Source organism: Psychrobacter sp. FDAARGOS_221 (genome assembly GCF_002313155.2).
In the GTDB taxonomy this organism is placed as follows: Bacteria; Pseudomonadota; Gammaproteobacteria; order Pseudomonadales; family Moraxellaceae; genus Psychrobacter.
Window position 1 is genome coordinate 391,718 of record NZ_NWFK02000001.1, and the last position, 16,535, is coordinate 408,252.

The window sequence follows — 16,535 nt, forward strand, 5'->3', positions numbered from 1 at the left end:
TTAGAATCTGATTTATCCTGCTTTTGACTTAACTTGGCATTCGCTTGAGACAAGTTGTGATTGCTGTTCATGATGGCCACGCTGGTTATGGGTTTTGATTATTCATCTGCTGCTCAGCAAAGTCTCTATCATACATATGCGCATATTGGCCAGATAATGCCATCAGCTCTTCGTGTGTACCGGCTTCAATGATACGTCCACCATCCAACACCACAATCTTATCGGCTGACTCAATGGTTGTCAGACGATGCGCAATTACTAAAGTGGTTCGGTTTTGCATGATATTTTCAAGCGCTTGCTGAATATAAAATTCAGACTCATTGTCTAATGCACTGGTCGCTTCATCTAATATCAAAATAGGCGCATCTTTTAACAAGGCTCTAGCAATAGACAGACGTTGACGTTGCCCACCCGACAATTGTAAACCTTCAGCACCAATCGTACTGTCATAACCGTCTGGCAGCTGCATGATGAAGTCATGAGCAAAGGCAGACTTAGCAGCCACCATCACTTCCTCATCACTTTTATCAGCGAGAGCACCATACGCAATGTTGTGACGCACGGTATCATTAAACAGTACCACTTGCTGATTTACCATACCCACTTTAGAGCGTAATGAGGTCAAAGAAATCTCATCGATCGGTAGACCATCGATGGTGATTCTACCATGACTGGGTTCTAATGTGCGGGTGAGTAGGTTCACCAGAGTTGTCTTACCGGCCCCACTTTTACCCACAAATGCCACCGTCTCTCCTGCTTTAACGGTTAGACTAAAGTCTTGCAGTGCCTTAGTACCATCTGGATACTGTACTGCAACCTGATCAAAGACGATTTCGCCTTTAACCTCATCCAATATCGCACCACTGTCATCTTCTTCTAGCTCGTCTAACAATGCAAAAATAGATTGTCCTGCGGCAATGCCTCGTTGCAATTTTTGGTTAACATCGGTCAAGCTACGTACCGGCTTACTGATTAAGCCTGCTGCCGTTAGATAGGCAATAAATTCACCTGCTGTGGTATTAACGATCACTTCAGGGCGTAATGCCAACCAGATAACAATGGATAACGCACTGGCCATCAATAACTGTACCGCTGGCGTGTTAATACTATTGGTAACAACAATTTTCATGCCCTGCTTCAAATTGTCCAAAGAGGCACGCTCAAAGCGTTTTTGCTCATAACTTTGGCCACCGTAGTTTTTAACCACTTGATAGCCACCAATAATTTCATTAGTAATATGGCTGACGTCACCCATGGTCTTTTGAATACCTATCGACAGATTCAAATAGCGCTTAGAGGCTTTTTGGATAAGCCATAAAATGGGTGGTAATACCAAAAATAAGATGAGCGTTAAACGCCAGTTTGAATAAAGCAAATAGCCCATCAGAGCCACCACAGTCAAACCGTCGCGTAATAAGGTTTTTAGTGAGTCAGTACTGGCAGCTGTTACTTGCTCTACATCAAATATTAATTTTGAAGAAATCGTACCTGATGGGTTTTCTAGGAAAAAAGAGTTCGGTAGACGCAGTAATTTATCAAACACTTCCACTCTGAGCTGATAAACCAGATTACGAGAGATTAACGCTGAAAAATAGTTACCTAAAAAGGTACCAAAACCTCGAATAGAAAACAGCACCACAATTAAAAACGGGAACAAGTTTCTTTGGCTTTGGGTACCGGTATTAATGGCATCGGTAATAAACTGAATTAGTTTAGCAATACCAATTTCAGTCGCAGAGTTAATAGCAAAGCCTAAGATGGTCAGTAAAATCGCCCACCAGTATGGCTTTACGTATTTTAGTAGTCTGATATAGGTTTGCGTTCGCGTTGGCTCAGGTCGATTATTGTCTGAGCCCGGATTTGATTGATGACCAGCTTTTACCGGAGTTGATGAAGCATTTTTGGTTGATGTAGTTGTCATCATATGCCTTTTTAAAATTGCGTAGGGTCACGAAAAGGAGGCTAGCTCTACTCTCACTGCCACTACTCATATAAGTACTGCAAATATAGCGGTTAATAGCCACTCAGATATGACGATTTAAACTCGTTATGGATTAATTAAAGGGTTAGTATCAGTTGTGCAATTGTTCATTAAAATAGGATTATGACTTAAAGTGCTTTAACAGCGCATCTAGCTCTTCTGGACTATGGAAGAATATCTCCATACTGCCCTTGCCATCCTTTTTCTGCTTAAGCTTAACAGTGGCACCTAAGTAATCTGATAACTGTTGATTTAGTTTTTCGACTTCGGCATGCTGCTGTTGTTTTTGCTTATTGTCTTCTTTTTGCGGGTTTAAAATTGATTTAACCAGCTTTTCGGCTTCACGTACTGTCATTGATGCTTCAATGATTTTTTCAGCAATGATCGGTTGCTGCTCAGATGACAAAGACAATAAAGCGCGCGCATGCCCCATATCTAGCTGACCGTCATTAAGATAGGTCTTGACCGTTTCATGCAAATGATTAAGTCGTAACAAGTTAGAGACTGTGGTTCTTGCTTTACCGACCACTTCTGCAATCATCGCATGGCTCATACCAAACTCGGTATGAAAGCGTTGTAATGCCGCTGCTTGCTCGATAACAGATAAGTCTTCACGCTGAATATTCTCAATCAAAGCCAGCGCAATAGCCAATTCATCTGACAATGCACGCTCAATGGCTGGAATCGTGGTTTGGCCAGCAAGTTTCGCGGCACGCCAGCGACGTTCACCGGCAATAATTTCGTGAGTAATGGTGTCAGCGATTTTTTCTTCCGTCGCCAATAATGGACGGATAACAATCGGCTGCATGACCCCATGCTGTTTGATAGAAGACGCCAACTCACCAAGCGCGGTCTCACTCATATCACGTCTTGGTTGATATTTACCCGCTTGCAAACGCTCCACATCCATCTGCACTAGGGTCATCTCTTCATCAGAGACATCGACGGCCGTTTTTGCAACGACTTCGGCTTTGGCCGCGCTGGCAGTTTTTTTTCTTACGGCTGTTTTTTTAGCGCTAGCAGTACCTTTTACTGAAGCTTTTGCACCAGTATCGGGTTTTTCGTCATGCTCAAGGGTGCTATCATCACGCAAAGCGGCTGCGGTGATGGCTTTTTCTTTTTTAATAGACCCGAGTAGAGCATCTAACCCTCGGTTTGCAGCTAATCCACGCTTTTTTGCCATGTTGGTTATCCTCTACTACTACCTGCTTACCTGAATCTATCCGATCGTCTGTACGGCTTAGGCCATCTCAAACTACCGTCTATATCGTTATTGTGTGAACTATTATAATAGTCGTTAATCGCAAAACTATTCAACCGACTCCCCTCTTCACGAGGGCTGTCCATTTTAATGGATTGTGCGGAGCTTGCAAGCGCAATCACTCCCTAATACCTAACTTTATTATCCAATCCAATCAATTTAATCACATTAGATAGCTTCTTATTTAATTTAAAATTTTCTTATTTAACAAACCAACTGTTTAATATCAGTAGTGATGGTCAGTATTAACAGCCTATTTAACATTCAAAGGCAACTGTCGGCTTTGCTTGATAATCTCTGAGGCCAGCTTGCGATATGCCTGCGCCCCTTTCGAGCTTTTTTCATAATCTAACACCGGCATCCCATGCGCAGGTGCCTCGGCCAAACGCACGTTTCTAGGAATAATGGTTTTGAACATCAAATCACCAAAATGCGATTCTAGCTCAGCTGAAACATCATTAGCCAAAGTATTGCGTGAGTCAAATAAGGTTCTTAATACGCCGCGAATATGCAGCTGCGGGTTTAATTCTTTAAGCCGATCAATGGTCTGAGACAAATCCGCCAACCCTTCAAGCGCATAATACTCACACTGCATCGGGATAATCACTCCTTGCGTGGCTACCATCGCATTAACGGTCAACAAATTCAAGCTGGGCGCACAGTCAATAATGACATAATCATAGCCCTCTAATGAAGCCATTGCCTGACTGAGTAGTAAGTGACTGTCACTTTTACCCATCAATGTAATGTCGATTCCTGATAAGTCACGGTTCGATCCAACCACATCAAAACCAGCTGGGCTACGACAAATCGCATCGGACAGCGCTACGTCATCAAGTAATACATCCGCAACACTTAGCTCAAGCGCTCTTTTTTCTAACCCTGTTCCTGAAGTGGCATTGCCTTGAGGATCTAAATCAATAAGCAGTACTTTTTTGCGTCTTGCCGCCAAGCTAGCAGCCAAGTTCACTGCTGTCGTTGTTTTACCGACACCGCCTTTTTGGTTTGCAATTGCCAATATTTCCATAGGGTTACTCTATTACCTCAATAAAAGCAGGAAGTTATTATATTTGGTGTTATTTTTAAACTTAATATAGTGTCTAATTTAGTTAGCGTCTAATCTAGTCCAATTGAATTGGTTGAATTGAACGCCTAACTTAGCTTTGATAACTATTAGTTGAGCTTTGATACATAGTTATTATTCGCTTAGCCTCGTTCATTCACTTGCTTAGCCTAGACTGGTTTAGCTTATTAGCGACTATTATAACTGCTATTTTTTAAACAGCTCCGTCAAATGACGGGTCTCATTCAAAAAAGGAACTATCAATGGCACATTGTCGATCTGCCAATGCGCAACCAGACCTGCCATATCCTCTCCATCAGGTATCAAGCCTTTCATTGCTTGTAAGCAGCCATTATCTGCCATGGTAGGTTCCGCTGCAGCAACGAAGTCAGTTAAACTGGCAAAGGCTCTTGATGTCACAACATCAAACTTTTCTGATTCAGTCAACTCAAAGTGTTCGATACGACTGGCAACTGGGGTTACATTCTCAATATCAAGCTCAGTAATAGACTGGCGAATAAATCGAATCTTTTTTTGGTTACTATCGAGCACAGTAACGTCACGCTGTGGCTGACAGATAGCAACAATAACACCGGGCAACCCAGCGCCTGTTCCAATATCGAGCAGCTTACCTGGCTTTAAATGCGGTAAAATGGCCAAACAGTCTATAATGTGCTTAATCAGCGCTTCTTTTGGCTGTTTAATAGCGGTCAAGTTATAGGCTTTATTCCAAAACAATAACTTATCTAAATACAATAACAGCTTGGTTTGTTGCTCTGCATTGATATTTAGATCAAGCTGTGCAATGGCTTGCGATAACAGTTGATTCAGCTCATCATATTGATTATGTATTACTTTAAATTCAGTGGTGTTCATCATCTTATCGCTACCATACTGTATTATAATACCGGTAAATACCAAGCCCATACGTTAGCCAAGTACCGTGTTTAACGAACATATCATTTAATAGGTATCTGTATTAGACCAATATCTATTTGATTAACTTGTAGATACTGACCTGAAGATATTTGGCTTGATATTTAAACCTTTACCCATTTCTTTGTTTTGAGTGTGTTGCACTAGATTTTACTGAGTTGATGTAAAAAACCAACCAATTAGGCGGGCATTATAACACGTCCACAATTTTTTTAGATGATATCACCCCTGCTAAAATAATCGATTTACTATTTAAAACGCAGCTGTCGAATAAAGATAAATGAAATAACCCCTATAAATCAAATATGACCCACAGAAATCGTTTATTGAACACTCATATCCTTTTAATAACATCCATTTAATAATAAGTACAAAAACATGTCTAACCCAAAAAGCAGTCCTTCAAAAACCAATACATCGAAAGCCAATGGGTCAAAAAATAGCCCAGCAACCAGCCAATCAAACAGTGGTCAAACCAAACGTGGCCCATCTAAGCAAAAAACAATGAAAATTGATTCCTCTAATAAAAAGGCCAAGAATAAACTGCGTAATCAACAAGCCGTCACAGCAGTGATCAATGCATGTAAAGTTAGCCCAGAACAGCTAAAAAAATACACCGATCGCAGCAGCTTACCAAAGACCACTGAGTCAGCGCCTAAGTTAAACTTAAGCTTTGGTCAAGATCGTGCGGTGCATGCGCTACAAACAGCGTGCGCGATTAAAGCGACCGGCTATCATGTATTCGCTGCAGGTGAGCATGGCCTGGGTAAACGCACCTTTATCCAGCATTATTTGCATCAACATGGCGAGCCACAAACTGATTTGGTTGATTGGATCTATGTTTATAATTTCCGTCAGCCTTCACAGCCTATTGCCATTGTTTTGGCATCGGGTAATGCTTCTGATTTAGCCAATCGAATTCAAGTTATTTGGCAGCAGCTGCTCGAACACCTATCACACGCACGACATGAGCTACATGAGGCGCACTCAGCTGTATTGGCAGGATTAACCTCTGTGTTAAAAGCAGCTCATGCTGATGATAAAGATCATTATCAGCAGCAATACAAGCAACTGATGCAAATCGCTGAGAACTATCTTCAACCACTATTTGAAAAGCTAAAGCAGAACTTTGAAGTTAATCCAGAGTTAGCAGATTATCTAGTTTTATTGCAGCAAGACATGATTGTTGAGTCTGTTCACACCCTATTGGCTCACTCTGGGCAGCCAGAAACGATGACGCATTCGCTGCCTAACAAATATCAACTGCACATCATGACAGCGCATCAGCAGTCATCGGCTAGTCTAAAATCGGCAGATAGTTCCTCACAGAGACACTCACCAAAGAGTATCAGCTCACAGGGGGCGCCGATAGTATTTGAGCCTAATCCTAGTGTAGAGAATTTATTTGGCCGCGCTGATGCTCATTATTTAACACATACTTCAGGCGCTCCAAACAGCTCAGTAAATGCAAACATTGCGCTAAATATTCAGCCAGGTGCATTACACCGAGCAAATGGCGGCTATTTACTGATAGAAGCGCACCAACTTAATGACTGCCCTGATGCGTGGCGTGCGCTAAAGTTAGCATTAAGAGCCAACCAAATTGACTTTAGTCATGCGCAACAAAATCGCATGTTACAGCCTGGTACATCGCTTTATCCAGTATCGCTAAGCCCTTCGCCTATTCCATTATCGGTGAAAGTTATCTTGCTTGGTGATCCAGACTTATATGATCAATTCGCAGACCATGATGTCGACTTTACCAGTTTGTTTAAAATACGGGCGGATTTTCATCAAGAAGTCACCAGAAGCTCAGAAAATGAACGCCAGATGAGTGCCAAGTTTGCAGATATTATTAATAAATATCAGATTCATCATTTTGATCGTGATGCGCAAGCGGTAGTACTTGAGTTTTTAAGTCGTCAATCTGAAGATCAAAATAAATTGAGCTTACATGCCGACAGCCTGATACAGTTAATGCTTGAAGCCAGTCGTCACGCAGATTTAGCTCAGAAAAATCTTGTTAGTGCACAACATGTTAAACAAGCACTGAGTGATATTAGTTATAGATCTGGATATTTAAAAGAGCTTTATTTGCAAGAAATTACTGATGGTCAGCAGCTGATTAACACCACTGGCACGGCAGTCGGACAAATTAATGCGCTGACCATTATTGACTATGCCAACAGTGAATTTGGCATGCCTGCCCTATTGACTGCGGTAGTACAAAACAGTGTTGGCTCAGGTGACATTTTGGATATTGAGCGCGATGTTGAGCTTGGCGGTAGTCTGCATGCTAAAGGGATGCTGATTATGAACAGCTACTTGCGCGCCTTATTCAGCCCTTACTATCCGCTCAACTTTACGGCATCTTTGGCATTTGAGCAAAGCTACGCCCATATTGATGGTGATAGTGCGACCTTGGCTGAAGCCTGCGCATTGCTATCTGCTTTGGCTGATGCCCCTATCTCACAAGAATTAGGGATTACCGGATCCATGAACCAACTGGGCCGGGTGCAAGCAGTTGGCGGCGTCAATACCAAAGTTGCCGGCTTCTTTGATGCCTGCTCACATCAAGGACTGACTGGAAATCAAGGCGTTATACTGCCCTATGCCAATATCTCGCAGCTGATGCTACGCGATGATATTATTGCTGCAGTCAAAGCTGGACAGTTTCATATTTATGGCGTCAAGACATTAAGTGATGCGTTAACAATTTTGGCAAACACCCAGGTTGACAGCAAAAATAAAAAGGGCCGCTACCGTTCTTCCAGCTTATTTGGCAAAATTATTAAAAACTTACAAAAGTGGGAGGAGCAATTAAATCCGCCTGAAGAATTAGAGGAACCAGTGTCGACAAAAGAAAATACACCTGACACTGATGATGCAACCAATAATTAAGGCATCTGTAAAACTAAGCTAAGTCAAACCAATTTAAGCCAAGTTAAGCCAAATTAAGCGAGTGCCTAATAATAAACACCTGCTGTCATTGGGCTGTATTTTGATTTAAAGTTAAATATATTAAGTAGAATATATTGAATAGATAACACCCATTTTAGAAATAGAGTATATTAAAGCAAGCGTATATTAATTCGAATAAGTAAAAACACGTTGAGGGTAACACGATGGCCAACAACCAACGCTGGACGCAAAACCGTGAACCAGATAGCCAAGCAGCAGATCAAAATGACAACGCTAGCAATAAAACAGCGACAACCGCAAGACAATGGGAGCTACTAAGCTTACTTGAACGCGGCAGCTGGCGTGGTACTCAGCATCTACATGAGCAATTAATGCTGGCAGGTTTTGAAGTCAGCTTACGCACCATTCAACGCGATCTTAATGCGCTGGCAAAACGCTTCCCTATTGAAAAGAACAATGCCAATCCACAAGGATGGCGTTGGCGTGACGATGCACCAGTGCAAAGTCTACCGCATCTGAATTTGTCTCAGGCCATTGCCTTTAGTATGGTTGAAGCCAATTTGGTACAACTGTTACCGCCTGCTATATTAGATGAGCTAAGACCCTGGTTTGATTTAGCGAGACAGCATCTGCGGAATAGTAAGGTGAGCTATAATTGGCTCGATCGGGTGCGTATTGAACCCGCCACTCAACCTCTTATTGCTCCTAAGATTTGTCGAGATTGCCAAGATGCTATCTATCAAGCCATCTTCAAAAACTTACAAATCAGTGCCAAATATACTTCGCGTAATAAAGACACCCCCGGCGACTATCAATTAAACCCAATCGCCATTATTCAGCGCGGTGTCGTCATCTACTTACTGGCCACTAAAATTGATGACCCTGAACAAATTATACGCATCTTTGCCCTGCACCGCTTTAGCTCGGTCACTGTCGAAGAGACTGAATCACAAATACCAGAAGGCTTTAACCTGACCAATTATTTAGACTCTGGCGGTATGGGCTTTGCACATTACTTATTTAAAGACTTACCTGATCATGGCAAAAACACCAAAGTTAAATTAGTATTTAAAGGTAACGCTGGGATCAGTTTAATTGAAAGCCGCTTAAGTGAAGATCAGGTAGTTGTCAGCGACCCAGAAAATGACACCCAAACCATTACAGCAACCATAAACCTGACCTCTCAGTTGGTATGGTGGTTACGCGGCTTTGGTAATCAACTGATTTCTATTGAGCCTGAAATTTTAGCAACTGCTGTGCATCAAGATGATCCTGAATTCCCTTAGTCACTTAGTACTTGAGGCAAAAGGTTTATAATTTACACATAGATTACAGCAGACAATATCAATATACTGTCAATCCTATAACGACATGACACGATTGATCATATATTAGGAGTTTCTTTTGAGCTTAAATCATAACAATACTGCAGGTAATGACAACAAACAGGCTGCCAACAGCAACGATCAAACGGATAGCCAAGCCCCTGTTAATACAAGCGATGGCCAATTGCCTCAGTCTAACCTATTAAGCGAGCTACCCATCCAAGGCAGTACCTTGTTGTTTGGCTTAAACTTCCAATACACCAAAGTATCAAAAAAAGGGCTTATCAATCGCATCAAAGGCAACACTCAGACTTTAGATATGGATTTGTCGTGCTTGCTGTTTGACGATAAATTAGAACTGGTCGATACGGTTTGGTTTAAGCAGTTGCGTGACAACTCAGAAGCCATTCGCCATCAGGGCGATAGTCTTAATGGTAAAGACCGTGGCGCAGCGGCACAGATGGATCGCAATGTCGATATGGAAACCATTGAGCTGCGTTTATCCCGTTTACCAGAGTCTGTGACCCATGTCGCCCTGCTATTATCGTCATACTATAATCTTCCGATTCGCCAAGTAGAACGCGGCAATATCTATATCAGTGATGATGAAGGTAATGAAGTATATACCTCAGATTTGACCCTACTGTCTCACGAAAACTCAGCAGTGTGTATCGCTATATTAAGTCGTGAATTGGGTGAATGGCGACTGACCATTAAAGATTTGGTATTAGGCAGTCCTAATATCGAAAAAATGACTCAAGAAGTTCAACGGGAGCTTGGTCGTATTTACGCCTAAGCGTATTGAAATCTAATAGTGATTGAGTAACTTATTTTTAGCTTAATATAAAACCTAGAGATTCTTTATATTCAAAACTGTTATAAAAAATTTATTTAAAAAAGGTGTCTGCTTAACAAGCACACGCCTTTTTTCGTTAATACTATTTGTAACAAATACAGCTGATTTAACTCACTACAGATGCTCACCACAATGCGGACAGAAGTTTTTCTTATCGAGCTCAGAAAGCTTTTGCTCGTATTCGTGTTCACGCAATAACTGCAAAATCACCTCTTGAGCCTGCTCCTTATTTAACCCAAGCTCACGGCGGATTTTATCGACCTTATACTTGTCTTTTAATAGATCAATGTGCTCATCTTCAAGCAGCAATTCACGGAAGCGCTGCTCAAGTAGCTCTCGTCTTTGCTCAAGCTCAGACGCTAAACCTGATGCCAAAATACCAGCAGGCAGTGCCGCTAAACCAACCCCTAAGATAGTCATGACAGCACCCAAGAACTTACCTAAATTGGTCACTGGAATAACGTCACCATAGCCTACCGTGGTTAAGGTTACTACCGCCCACCACATCGACTTTGGAATTGACTCAAATACTTCAGGTTGTGCTTGGTTTTCAACCACATAAATACCACTGGCTGCGGTCACTATCATAATGACTAAAATAAAAACAACCGCTTTGAACGACTCTTTTTCTTTATGTAATACGATTAACAAAATACGCATCGCCGCAAAATAACGGGTCAACTTAAGCAGCCTAAATAACCTTAATACCCTTAAGAAGCGTAAATCGACAGTCACAAAGTAATTCATGAATGCCGGTAGAATTGAAATAATATCAATGATTGCTCCAGGACTCTTAATCCAATTCCATCGTCTTTTCCAGTTCGGCATATCTGGATTTATGAACTTATCACGTTCGACAATAGCCCAAACCCTAAGCAGATATTCAGCGGTAAAGATAATAATTGAAAAGTTTTCAAATGCATTAAATAAATGCTGATTAGGAAAATACAAGCGATCAACTGATTCAGCTATCACCGCTGATACATTTAGCAAAATGAGTATAATTAAAAACTTATCGACGAATTTGCTTAACGGCGTTTGATATTTATCGTTTTCAATAATATCGAATGTTTTACTGCGCAGCTGTTGGTAAAGTTGGTTTCTAATCATATTGGATTTACAATCTTGTTATCAAATAAGCCGATATTATAGAGGACAGTTTGTCGTTATACTATAACCTAAACATATGTTTATCACTTAAATCAGCACGACAAAAAAAGCCTTTGACCACAATTGTGATCAAAGGCTTCGTTAAATCGCTTTTTTTGTTAATAGTTATTTATCATTGATTACAACAAAACTGCAGATAAATACGCCAACGTACAGTATCAGCCTATAGCAGTAAAAAATCAGCTTATAGCAAGATACGTCTTGGATCTGCTAACAGTTTTGCGATATAACGCGTAAATACTGCTGCATCAGCACCATTAATAACTCGGTGATCATAAGACAACGATAATGGCAGCATCAGTCTTGGCTCAAAGCTTTGTTTTTGTGCATTCCAACGTGGTTGCATCGTCGCTTCTGATATACCTAAGATACCCACTTGTGGCCAATTAACCAGAGGCGTAAAGTAAGTACCACCTAGGTTGCCTTGGCTTGAGATAGTGAAGCTTGCGCCTTGTAAATCTTTAGCACCCAATTTCTTGTCACGAGCTTTCGCAGCCAACTCACCAATTTCAATGGCAATCTGCTTAATGCCTTTGTCTTGTACATTCTTAATAACAGGTACAATTAGACCATCATCGGTAGCAACAGCAATACCCATGTTAACCGTTTTTCTAATGATGATCTGTGTGTTGTCATCACTTAAATGGCTGTTAAACTTAGGATGCTGCGTTAACGCATACGCGGTTGCTTTAACGATAAAGGCAAGAATGGTTAGACCAATACCCTGTGCTTTGAACTCACCTTTTAGCTCACCGCGCAGTTTTTCAGTTTCAGTGATATCTGATAGATCAAACTGAGTCACTTGCGGCAGATAGGTGTTGTAGTTCAATTGAGGTATAGATACCTTCTGCAAGCGGCTAAGATCTTGAGTCTCAATCTCACCCCAGATATCAGCATTACTCATATCTGGTAAGCTTGGTAAGCCAGAACCGCCAGCAACTGATCCAGCTGCTGCAGCTTTAGGCTGTTCTTTGAGCTGTGTCTTAACAAAGTCAAATAAATCTTCTTTAACGATGCGGTCATTAATGGCTGAGCCAGATACTTGTGTGATATCGACACCAAGCTGACGTGCCAGCTTACGCACTGCCGGACCTGCATAAACATCGGTTAATTTGGCATTAACCTCAGATTCAGACAGTTTATTCTGTGATTGCTGAGTCTTTTGAGCTGGTGCTGCTTGCTTTTTAGGCTCAGCTGTATTTTGCTTGTCAGCTTGCTCTTTAGACTCTGTTTTGGCAGGCGCTTCATCAGCAGCTGCAGTGTCGGTAGTGCCAGCAGCTGCTTGAGTGCTTTTGATGACAATATAATCTTGACCATTAGCAATGGTATCACCGGTGCTAACCAAGATTTCTTCAATCGTACCTGCCACAGGCGATGGCACTTCAACCGACGCTTTATCCGACTCAACCAATAAGATAGATTGATCAGCATCTACGCTATCACCGACACTGACCATAATTTCAGCAATCATGGCTTCATCGACACCTAAATCAGGTAACGAGTAGGTTTGTGAGCTGCTCACCTGCTCAGAAGATTTTGATTCATCTTGGATGCTTGTTGGTTCAGAAGTATCAGCATCTTTCGCTGACGCTTGTTGTTGCGCTTGTTGTTTTGTGTCTTTATCGGCTTCTGAGCCTGCATCAGAACTTGTATCCGAACTTGTATCTGCGTCAGATGCATCATCAGCTTCAAGCTCAATCAATACTGTCCCTTCAGAAACAGTATCACCAACAGAAACTGAAATTTTGGTGACCTTACCTTTGGCTGAGCTTGGCACTTCAACCGCGGCTTTATCAGACTCTAATAAAACAAGATTGTCGTCTTCGGTAATTACGTCACCGACACTGACTAAAATCTCACTTACCTCAGCGCTGTCTACTCCTAGATCAGGGGCTTTAATTTGCATTTTGTTCTCCAGCATGTGTTTTTATTCGATTAAAAGCGTTTGTTTTTATATCAAGGTTGGCTCGACCGTTATTCTTAACTACGATGGATAACGAGTTCAATTCATTTACTCCATATCAAGCCAACCTATGACCTTATTTAGTCAGTCACTACTATTTTTTGTCTGACTGCGCTTCATCTTTAATGTCTTCCTCTTCCTCTTGCAACTCAGGCACTGGATTTGGATTCACATTATCAGGTGCTGGAGCATCTGGGAAATGGTCAAATTGTGGCTGTGGCTGCCATGCAGGCGGCTGCTCTGTATCAATACCTAAGCTTACAATGGCATCTTTAACCAAGCGCATTTCTACTTCACCTTCGTCAGCAAGACGTTTCAAAGTAGCAACAACAATATGCTCAGCATTTACATGGAAGAAGTTACGTAATTGCTCACGACTGTCAGAACGACCAAATCCATCAGTACCTAAGGTGGTGTAAGGACGGTTGTCTGGTAACCAACCACGAATTTGTTCTGCAAAGTTGCGCATATAGTCTGTTGCAGCAACCACGATACCTTCGTGTTTAGCCAACTGTTCAGTAATCCATGGCACTTTTTCTTCTTCCATTGGGTGTAAGCGGTTGAAGTCATCACAAGCCATACCATCACGAGTTAGCTCGTTAAAGCTGGTAACACTCCATACGTTAGCGCTGATATTAAACTCTTCAAGTAAGATTTTAGCAGCACGACGTACTTCACGTAAGATCACACCAGAACCTAATAGCTGAACATGTGCGCTGGCTTGCTTATCACTGTTATCTTCTAACAGATACATACCACGCTTAATACCTTCTTCTGCACCTTCAGGCATCGCTGGATGTTCATAGTTTTCATTCATTACTGTGATGTAGTAATAAACGCGCTCGCCTTCACCATACATACGGCGTAGACCATCATGCATAATCACCGCAAGCTCATAGCCATAGCATGGGTCATAGCTGACACAGTTTGGCACAGTGCCAAATAGGATATGTGAATGGCCATCTTGGTGCTGTAGACCTTCACCGTTTAGAGTTGTACGACCTGCGGTACCACCTAATAAGAAGCCTTGTGCTTGACAATCGCCCGCTGCCCAAGCTAAGTCACCAACACGTTGGAAACCAAACATTGAGTAAAAGATATACACTGGAATCATTGGCAAGGCGTTTACTGAGTAACTGGTTGCTAAAGCAATCCAAGCACTCATTGCACCTGCTTCGTTAATACCTTCTTGTAGCATGTGACCATCTTGGGCTTCTTTATAGCCCATTAACGCATCACCATCTTCTGGGGTATATTTCTGACCAACAGAAGAGTAAATACCTAGCTGACGGAACATACCTTCAAGACCAAAGGTACGCGCTTCATCAGGTACGATAGGCACCACGCGATCTTGAATGTCTTTGTTCTTCAACATCGCAGCTAAGATACGTACAAAGACCATAGTGGTCGACTGTTCTTTACCACCACTGCCCTGCAATACACGATCAAAGATAGATAGATCAGGAATACTCAGCGGAATATGTCCACTGCGACGGTTCGGCAGATGACCACCTAATGCTTCACGACGACCACGCAGATATTTCATTTCTGGTGAATTTTCGTCTGGGCGATAGAATGGTAGGTTGTCTAACTCTTCATCTGAGAAAGGTAGGTCAAAACGATCACGGAAATATACCAGACCTTCTTTGTCTAGTTTTTTGATTTGGTGCGCTTTATTCACCGCTTGCGCTTGGGTCGATAGACCGTAGCCTTTAACTGTTTTAACCAACACAACCGTTGGCTGACCTTTGGTCTTCATCGCTTCACTAAAGGCAGCATAGACTTTGATTGGGTCATGACCACCACGGTTTAAGTGAAGGATATCATCATCAGTTAACTCATCTGCCATTTCAGCAAGTTCAGGATATTTACCGAAGAATTCTTTACGGCTAAAGGCACCATCACGGGCTTCATATAGCTGATACTCACCGTCAACCGTTTCATGCATGCGTTTTTTCAATGCACCTGAATGGTCTTTAGCAAGTAAAGTATCCCAGCGACCACCCCAGATAACTTTAATTACACGCCAACCAGCACCGCGGAATACAGATTCAAGTTCTTGAATAATTTTTCCGTTACCACGAACCGGGCCATCTAAGCGCTGTAAGTTACAGTTAACAACCCAAATTAGGTTGTCTAGTTTCTCACGACCAGCAAGTGAAATAGCACCTAAGCTTTCTGGCTCATCTGTTTCACCGTCACCTAGGAATGCCCAGATTTTACGATCTTCGTCTTTCATTAGACCACGGTTTACCAAGTACTTATGGATATGACCATGATAAATTGACATGATTGGACCTAAGCCCATAGATACAGTTGGGAACTGCCAATAGTCTGGCATCAAATATGGATGTGGATAGCTTGATAAACCTTTACCACCAACTTCACGGCGATAGTTATCAAGTTGCTCTTCGGTCAAACGACCCTCTAGGAATGATCGGGCATAGATACCTGGTGCTGAGTGACCTTGGTAATAGATCATGTCACCACCGAAGTGATCACTGGCTGCGCGGAAAAAATGGTTGAAACCAGTTTCATAAAGCGTTGCACTAGATGCAAAAGAGGCCAAGTGGCCACCTAATTCGTCATCATTTTGGTTTGCACGCATTACCATCGCTAAAGCATTATAGCGAATTAATGCTCTAATTTTACGCTCAATAGTTAGATCACCTGGGTAAGTAGGCTCATCTTCTACAGGGATAGTATTAATATAAGCGGTGTCTAGGCGGTTAAAAGGCAATCCTTCTTGTACCGCCATATCATACAATGTTTTTAGCAAAAATCTTGCACGATCTTTATCCGCATGCTTAATCACTGATTCAAAGGCATCAAGCCATTCCTTTGTTTCTGTGTGATCGGCATCGTTATAGTATTTCATAGTTATTACCCTTTGGTGTGTTTTTTAAGCTTATAAATAGTTAAGCTTTTGGTTTAAAATGAAACAAACTTTTTTATACTTGTAAAAATAAACTTATCATAGCATCAACACTAGATGCTTTATAATCAGTTAACACTTGTAGTATTTGATAGTTAGTATACCTATATTTACTAGTGTTAC

Annotated in this window: 10 protein-coding genes; 3 read left to right on the forward strand and 7 right to left on the reverse strand. The window is 41.7% G+C overall.

Features of this window, described 5'->3' with window-relative positions:
• Positions 1–85: 85 nt before the first annotated feature.
• The 4 genes from msbA to rsmG form a co-directional block, all read right to left on the reverse strand.
• Positions 86–1,921, reverse strand: a complete 1,836-nt coding sequence (gene msbA, locus A6J60_RS01685; RefSeq protein WP_413772352.1) for a lipid A export permease/ATP-binding protein MsbA — start codon at positions 1,919–1,921, stop codon at positions 86–88.
• A gap of 181 nt (positions 1,922–2,102) precedes the next feature.
• Entirely contained in the window at positions 2,103–3,164 is a 1,062-nt protein-coding gene (locus A6J60_RS01690; RefSeq protein WP_096064461.1) for a ParB/RepB/Spo0J family partition protein, read from the reverse strand.
• Positions 3,165–3,495: 331 nt separating this feature from the next.
• A complete protein-coding gene (locus A6J60_RS01695) occupies positions 3,496–4,269 on the reverse strand; it encodes a ParA family protein (RefSeq protein ID WP_096064462.1) in 774 nt (257 codons plus the stop codon).
• A 243-nt stretch (positions 4,270–4,512) separates the two neighbouring features.
• Complete coding sequence (rsmG, locus tag A6J60_RS01700; RefSeq protein ID WP_096066417.1) at positions 4,513–5,184, reverse strand: 16S rRNA (guanine(527)-N(7))-methyltransferase RsmG; 672 nt, start codon at positions 5,182–5,184, stop codon at positions 4,513–4,515.
• A gap of 435 nt (positions 5,185–5,619) precedes the next feature.
• Between rsmG and A6J60_RS01705 the strand changes: the two genes are divergently transcribed.
• From A6J60_RS01705 to A6J60_RS01715, 3 genes are all read left to right on the forward strand, one after another.
• The gene (locus tag A6J60_RS01705; RefSeq protein WP_227526025.1) at positions 5,620–8,142 is read left to right on the forward strand and encodes a Lon protease family protein; all 2,523 of its coding nucleotides are present in this window, start codon (positions 5,620–5,622) and stop codon (positions 8,140–8,142) included.
• Positions 8,143–8,366: 224 nt separating this feature from the next.
• Entirely contained in the window at positions 8,367–9,449 is a 1,083-nt protein-coding gene (locus A6J60_RS01710) for a helix-turn-helix transcriptional regulator (protein ID WP_096064463.1), read from the forward strand.
• 118 nt (positions 9,450–9,567) lie between these two features.
• On the forward strand, positions 9,568–10,284 hold the full coding sequence (locus A6J60_RS01715; RefSeq protein WP_096064464.1) for a TerD family protein: 717 nt from the start codon (positions 9,568–9,570) through the stop codon (positions 10,282–10,284).
• A gap of 174 nt (positions 10,285–10,458) precedes the next feature.
• Here the strand turns inward: A6J60_RS01715 and A6J60_RS01720 are convergent, their stop codons facing one another.
• The 3 genes from A6J60_RS01720 to aceE form a co-directional block, all read right to left on the reverse strand.
• Positions 10,459–11,454: an ion transporter gene (locus A6J60_RS01720; protein WP_096064465.1), complete on the reverse strand. Its 996-nt coding sequence runs from the start codon at positions 11,452–11,454 to the stop codon at positions 10,459–10,461.
• Between the two features lie 244 nt (positions 11,455–11,698).
• The gene (locus A6J60_RS01725) at positions 11,699–13,420 is read right to left on the reverse strand and encodes a 2-oxo acid dehydrogenase subunit E2 (RefSeq protein WP_096064466.1); all 1,722 of its coding nucleotides are present in this window, start codon (positions 13,418–13,420) and stop codon (positions 11,699–11,701) included.
• 151 nt (positions 13,421–13,571) lie between these two features.
• Positions 13,572–16,355 carry a pyruvate dehydrogenase (acetyl-transferring), homodimeric type gene (aceE, locus tag A6J60_RS01730; RefSeq protein ID WP_096064467.1) on the reverse strand — a complete coding sequence of 928 codons (2,784 nt, stop codon included), beginning with the start codon at positions 16,353–16,355 and terminating at the stop codon, positions 13,572–13,574.
• Between the last annotated feature and the right edge of the window lie 180 nt (positions 16,356–16,535).

Excerpts from the sequence above, each read along its gene's own strand:
- rsmG (WP_096066417.1), bottom strand. The coding sequence starts at position 5,184 with ATGATGAACACCACTGAATTTAAAGTAATACATAATCAATATGATGAG.
- A6J60_RS01695 (WP_096064462.1), bottom strand. The coding sequence starts at position 4,269 with ATGGAAATATTGGCAATTGCAAACCAAAAAGGCGGTGTCGGTAAAACA.
- msbA (WP_413772352.1), bottom strand. The coding sequence starts at position 1,921 with ATGACAACTACATCAACCAAAAATGCTTCATCAACTCCGGTAAAAGCT.
- A6J60_RS01705 (WP_227526025.1), top strand. The coding sequence starts at position 5,620 with ATGTCTAACCCAAAAAGCAGTCCTTCAAAAACCAATACATCGAAAGCC.
- A6J60_RS01725 (WP_096064466.1), bottom strand. The coding sequence starts at position 13,420 with ATGCAAATTAAAGCCCCTGATCTAGGAGTAGACAGCGCTGAGGTAAGT.
- A6J60_RS01710 (WP_096064463.1), top strand. The coding sequence starts at position 8,367 with ATGGCCAACAACCAACGCTGGACGCAAAACCGTGAACCAGATAGCCAA.
- aceE (WP_096064467.1), bottom strand. The coding sequence starts at position 16,355 with ATGAAATACTATAACGATGCCGATCACACAGAAACAAAGGAATGGCTT.
- A6J60_RS01690 (WP_096064461.1), bottom strand. The coding sequence starts at position 3,164 with ATGGCAAAAAAGCGTGGATTAGCTGCAAACCGAGGGTTAGATGCTCTA.
- A6J60_RS01720 (WP_096064465.1), bottom strand. The coding sequence starts at position 11,454 with ATGATTAGAAACCAACTTTACCAACAGCTGCGCAGTAAAACATTCGAT.